At 57.2% G+C, this 5,714-nt stretch carries 3 protein-coding genes and 1 tRNA gene; all 4 read left to right on the plus strand.

The features are described 5' to 3' along the window. The coding region (locus WC585_RS17060; protein ID WP_373259207.1) for a hypothetical protein at window positions 1-512 on the plus strand (512 nt) is incomplete at its 5' end. 711 nt (window positions 513-1,223) lie between these two features. Next, on the plus strand, window positions 1,224-4,493 hold the full coding sequence (locus WC585_RS17065; protein WP_373259208.1) for a type ISP restriction/modification enzyme: 3,270 nt from the start codon (window positions 1,224-1,226) through the stop codon (window positions 4,491-4,493). A 402-nt stretch (window positions 4,494-4,895) separates the two neighbouring features. Next, window positions 4,896-4,971, plus strand: a tRNA-Ala gene (locus WC585_RS17070). A gap of 161 nt (window positions 4,972-5,132) precedes the next feature. Then, window positions 5,133-5,612, plus strand: a complete 480-nt coding sequence (locus tag WC585_RS17075; RefSeq protein ID WP_373259210.1) for a hypothetical protein — start codon at window positions 5,133-5,135, stop codon at window positions 5,610-5,612. Window positions 5,613-5,714 lie beyond the last annotated feature (102 nt).

Here is a 5,714-nt window from a genome sequence, read left to right on the forward strand (position 1 = left end):
CCTTATGGGCTCCATCGGTCTCTTCTGATTTGAAGAACCAAGGCGACGGCGCTGCCTATTGGGCAGCGTACGGCGGCTTGCGAGGACTGCTTAGATCACCCTATCTGTTTGCCGCGTGTGGCGCATCTTGGGCGCTAGCACCGCTTTGGAAGCACCCGAGTTGGGTCGATACTGGGATCAGCGTGCTGCCGAACCTTCTTGGTTTTTCCGTCGGGGCTGTTGCTATCATCTTGGCGGCACCCAGCATGAAGACGTTCCGCATCTTGGCTGAGGATGGCGAGGCTGATTCTTACTTCATGGATTTGGCCGCCCGCCTAGTGCATTTCATCCTGGTGCAGGTCGTTGCGCTTGCTGCGATGTTTCTCGTCGAAGCATATCCTACGAAGGCATTGAGCCTACTTGCTTTCGTGCTTTTCGCGTATGCGCTCTCCAGTGCGGTTTCGGCTGGACTTGCGCTTTTTGGGATCGCGCGGATCCTGAATAGCGCTGCGAAGTTCAGCGATCCCGGCTAGAAGCTGTCACGGCCGTTGTCCAAATGCCTGAGGTGTCTCGGCTCCATCCTAGCTTGAATAGGCAGGCACGGCACCTGCCTGTCTAAGGAACGAATGGACCAATAAGAACCAGGGACGAAGGACCCCAAAGGTCATAATCTCTTTTGAAATAGTTCGCACAAATTCAAAGGAGATTTGCATGAGAACGGAATATAGAGAACGCCTCAATGCCTCTCAAGTGGCCCAGATGGCTCCATGGTTGTTCATTACTAGCGTTGAGCTTGCAAAGGCCATTGGAGTCCACCTTCAAACGATTTCAAACTGGAGGCTCCGAGGGAAAGGCCCTCCTGCTGCCCCGCGCGGCTTCTTCAAAGGCCGTCCTAGCCGATACATGGTCGGCCACGTCCACGCATGGGCGGCTGAACAGGCAGGGGTCTATATAGAGCCTTGGAAGCTCAACGCCGCTTGGCTCAGCGACAATATGCAGTTTCCAAAGGCTGACGACCGCGAGGCGGTTCAGGCGCGGGTTCAACTGCTGATGCGTCTGTCCCGAGATTTTCGACCCGATCATCTCACAGCTGCGGGGCGATCAGGCCTGATTGAATAGGTTACCCTGGGCAGGCCGCGCCGATCCAATACATCTGAATGACTGTGGCGTTCTGGCGCGCCGCCTGCATAGCGTGTGGTGTTGATGAACGAAGCAGGGCAGTTTCTGGGGAACAGGGAGGCTACATGTTCGAAGCGGCTCAAACCTTCGCCGACAGCTTACAGGCTGCCTTCGCTCGGCTAGCGCGAGGTCAAGCCGAAGAGCAGCTCAAGCGTCCCGTCTCCACATTGATCGAAGCGGCCGGTCAACTTCAGGAGCTTGACGTTCAAACTACTCCGGAGATCGTAGTCTCGCAGGGGCGGCCGGATATCGGCGTACTGTCTGGAGGGCTCCTATGCGGACATATTGAGTTGAAGGCTCCGCGAGAGACCATCGATCCCCTCCTAATGCGAGGACGCAACAAGCAGCAGTGGGAAAAATTTCAAGCCCTGCCCAATCTGATTTACACGAACGGGCGGGAATGGCGGCTGTTTCAGCTAGGCCAAGAAATGGCGATCCTGACTCTCACTGGAGAACCCACGGAACAGGGACGTGCTGCTGTCACACAGGCTGACGGCCGGAGATTGGGAGCGTTGCTGCGTGCGTTTTTGACGTGGCATCCAATCGTCCCCCATCAACCTCAATCCCTCGCTCGTTTTCTCGCGCCTTTGGCACGGATCATTCGCGATGACGTAAAAGCGGCCGTTGACAACAACACTCCCAGCCTGATTGCGCTCAGGGAGGAGTGGCGGGCATTCCTGTTTCCCGATTTTACTGACACTGAGTTTGCTGACGCCTATGCGCAGACTCTCACCGCGGCATTGCTACTGGCCCGCTTAGAAGGCGCCGACGTCTCCGACCCTGCCGACGCCGAGCGTGCGTTGCGCGCTGAAAACTCTTTGCTCGGTCGAATTCTGCGAATCCTTACACAAGAGGAGGTTCGTGAAGACATACGTCTCGGCGTTAGCATACTTCAAAGGGTATTAAACGCGCTCGAACCCGACGATGTGCAGCGGGAGGTCTCGGATCCCTGGCTCTACTTCTATGAAGATTTTCTGAGAGCCTATGATCCAGTCTTGGCTCGCAACGCCGGGGTTTATTACACCCCTGCCCAAGTTGTGCAGTGCCAAGTTCGGCTCGTCTCTGACCTCCTAGAACGCCGATTTGGCAAACGGTATTCCTACGCAGACGAGGGAGTCACCGTTCTTGACCCAGCAGTCGGGACTGGCACTTACCTCGTCGCGGCCATTCAGCGAGCGATGGAAATCGTAGATAGGCGGGCTGGAGCGCAAAGGCCATCTCGCGCGCGAGAGCTAGCTAGAAACCTGATTGGCTTCGAATTATTGATCGGCCCATACGCCGTTGCCCACTTGCGCCTCAGCAGAGAACTAGCAAGCGCGGCCGGTGACGAGGACGACGATCCGTTAGCGGATCAGCCACTACGGGTCTTTCTTGCAGATACCCTCGAAAGCCCCACACCGCAGAACGAGGGGCTGTTGATTCCGCTTATGCATAAACCGCTCGCGGACGAGCGAGAGAACGCGAGGCGGGTTAAGGCGGATCAGCAAGTCATAGTCTGCATCGGCAATCCTCCCTACGATCGCCAAATGGAGGAAGGCGCTGCTCGCAAGGGCGGATGGGTCAGATTCGGAGATCAAAGCCAAGCTGTTCCTATCTTGGAGGATTTCCTCGAGCCTGCGCGCCGAGCGGGTCAAGGCGTCAACTTGCGGAGCATCTACAACGACTATGTGTATTTTTGGCGTTGGGCGCTTTGGAAGGTGTTTGATACTAGGCAGCCCGGCCAAGTAGCTCCTGGCATCATCTCGTTCATAACCGGTTCCAGCTACCTATCAGGGCCGGGTTTTGTGGGAATGCGCGAAGAAATGCGGCGGTCCTTCGATGAACTCTGGATCATCGACCTTGGAGGGGGTTCGCTCGGAGCGCGCCGCGAGCCCAACGTCTTCGCCATTCAAACGCCCGTTGCCATTGCTGTAGGGGTCACAGCAGGCGCGGTTAGCCGAGAAGTTCCAGCTGTGGTTCACTATACGCGTGTAAGCGGTAGCAGCGCAGAGAAACTGGACCAAGTTGGAAGGATCAGAACTTTCGCCGATCTAGCTTGGCGAGACTGCCCCAGCGACTGGCATGCTCCGTTCAAGCCAGCTCTCGAAGGAGTCTACGCCCAGTGGCCCACTATACAGCAGTTGTTTCCTTGGCAGCATAACGGTGCCCAGTTTGTGAGAACATGGCCAATCGGGCACACTAGAGAGGTCTTGGCCGAACGATGGGAAACCTTTTTGCGATGTTCAGAACCGGACCGTCGAACGGCCCTCAAGGAGACCAGAGATCGAACAATCGAGTGGTCATCAGATCGAGGTAATCACCCTGGTATAGGTGAGCCTGCATTAGCGGACCTCCCCGTCGGCACACCATCACCTACCCCAGTTCGTTATTGTTACAGGAGCTTTGACCGCCAATGGGCGCTCTACGATGCAAGGGTCGGCGACTACATCAAGCCCGCCATCTGGAATGCTCATAGCGATGCCCAGATTTATCTGACCAGCCTGCTTTCGACGCCGCTCGGATACGGTCCATCGGCAACCTTTGCATCTCACATCACCGACCTAGACCACTTCCAAGGTTCGTTCGGCGGCAAGAGCTTAATTCCGCTATACCGTGATCCTGAAGGGCTTCGGCCCAACGTCACCAACGGGTTGGCAAGCCTGCTGTCTGAATCGTTCGGGCGGACTGTAGAAGCAACCGAAATCTTTCAGTATGTCGCGGGACTTCTCGGTGGGCGCTCATTCGTGTCAAATTTCTGGGACCAGCTGTCAGACTCAGATGTGAGAATTCCCGTGACGAAGTCATCGGAGCTATTCGAAATGGCAGCGGAGCTCGGTCGGAAGTTTATTGCCGTCGAGACGTTTGGTGACCACTTCGCTGAAATGCTAGAAGGCCTACCGGAAGGTACTGCTCGTCTACGGGTGGACATTCCTCACCGTGCCGAACGCTATCCGAACGAATACTCATATGATGAGGAGGAAGGTATTCTGCATGTTGGAGACGGTCAAATCGAGGGCGTTTCTGCGGCGGTCTGGAGCTACGAGGTTTCAACGCTAAGAGTCGTCGATAGCTGGCTGGGTTATCGGATGCGTGATCGAGCAGGACGGAAAAGCTCCCCTCTGGACAACGTTCGCCCAGAGACTTGGACGGCTGGGGTCACGGAGGAACTTCTGGACGTCCTAGAGGCCGTTGAGAGATGCGTCGCGCTTGAACCCTCGGCGACCGAGATGCTGGCGACCATCCTCGACTCTGATCTGTTCCATTTCGAGGAGCTGCCCCGGCCTACCCCAGATGAGACGCGGCCGCCTCGCTTTGGAGACGATGGGGAGGGGCAGGATCAAGGGATCCTGCTCTAAAATCTCCGTAGTCGGCAGCGCAAACTACGGTCGGTAAGTCTATTTGATCAATGCCGACGCTTCAGCGAATAATTTGCTTCGATCATGGCCCAGGGCATCGGCGATAGCGCAGAATTCTACTAAATCGATACGGCGCTCGCCTCGCTCGATCTTGGATACCCTTTTTGAAATGGTACCCGATTTGAAGAATCATGACCCCGACCGCGTGTCACACCCTGTCACTCGCGCGTCACGCCAATCGACAGAAAAGGGCGGTAGGGGTCTGTCGTATCCGTCGCTCATCGGCTAGATTCTGCTGTCTGGGGCTGCCCCCGGATCGACTTGGTATCATTGGCTCCGAGCTATCGCCGCCTCGCCGGGGGCCATCGCAAGATGAACCGGGCGAACCAGACCGACAGGTCCGGGGCTTTAGCTCAGTTGGTAGAGCGCTTGCATGGCATGCAAGAGGTCAGCGGTTCGACTCCGCTAAGCTCCACCAATTTTTCAAGGGGTTAGCAGTTCGCTGCTAACCCCTTTTGCTTTCCGGGTAGCACATGGGTAGCAAACCGCGTTACGCGAAATAGTTTGCCGGCGACGGGATTTCGCTCCGTTTCGTGGGGTTTCTTGGCGCTCCAGCCCATTCCAGTTCAAACTCCCGCCATGACACAGGACGCCCCACCCTGGACGACCGATTCGGCGAAGGCGGACTTCCTATCCGGCGCCCTCTGGAATGCTGTCACCGGGAGGCGCGCCTCGGAGGCCGACGCTACGCTCGACGACCTGTGCGTGGATCTACATAACACCGGCGAAATCGACTTCCTTGCCGGAATCGACCAGCCGGCGTTCGTCGCCCTGCAGCGCTACGAGCGATGGCAGGCGTTAGAATTCATCGGACGGGTGACGCCGCGCCTCTCATCGACCTGGCGTGAAATGGCCGACTTCGTCAGCCGTGCGATCGCCACCATGGACGGCGGCGATGCCTACGAGATCCACAAGCCCTTTCTCGCATGGCTGAAGGCCCACCCGACCGAGGCCTCCGCCGCGGTCGTGCTTGCCGAAAATGACGAGACGCCGGAGCCTTGGCTGCTGGAACGCGCACTGATAGCGCTCTCGGACCTAGGCCCAATCGACATTCAGTGATTCCCGAGCGTCCTGATGCGTGATTCATAGGTCTCCGTGTTGGCGGAGGTCTTTGATGGGTGTGAAGCGTTACGAACTCGACGATGCGCAGTGGGATCGGAT

The sequence above is a fragment of the Brevundimonas sp. genome (assembly GCF_041648055.1).
In the GTDB taxonomy this organism is placed as follows: domain Bacteria; phylum Pseudomonadota; class Alphaproteobacteria; order Caulobacterales; family Caulobacteraceae; genus Brevundimonas.

Excerpts from the sequence above, each read along its gene's own strand:
- WC585_RS17075 (WP_373259210.1), top strand. The coding sequence starts at position 5,133 with ATGACACAGGACGCCCCACCCTGGACGACCGATTCGGCGAAGGCGGAC.
- WC585_RS17065 (WP_373259208.1), top strand. The coding sequence starts at position 1,224 with ATGTTCGAAGCGGCTCAAACCTTCGCCGACAGCTTACAGGCTGCCTTC.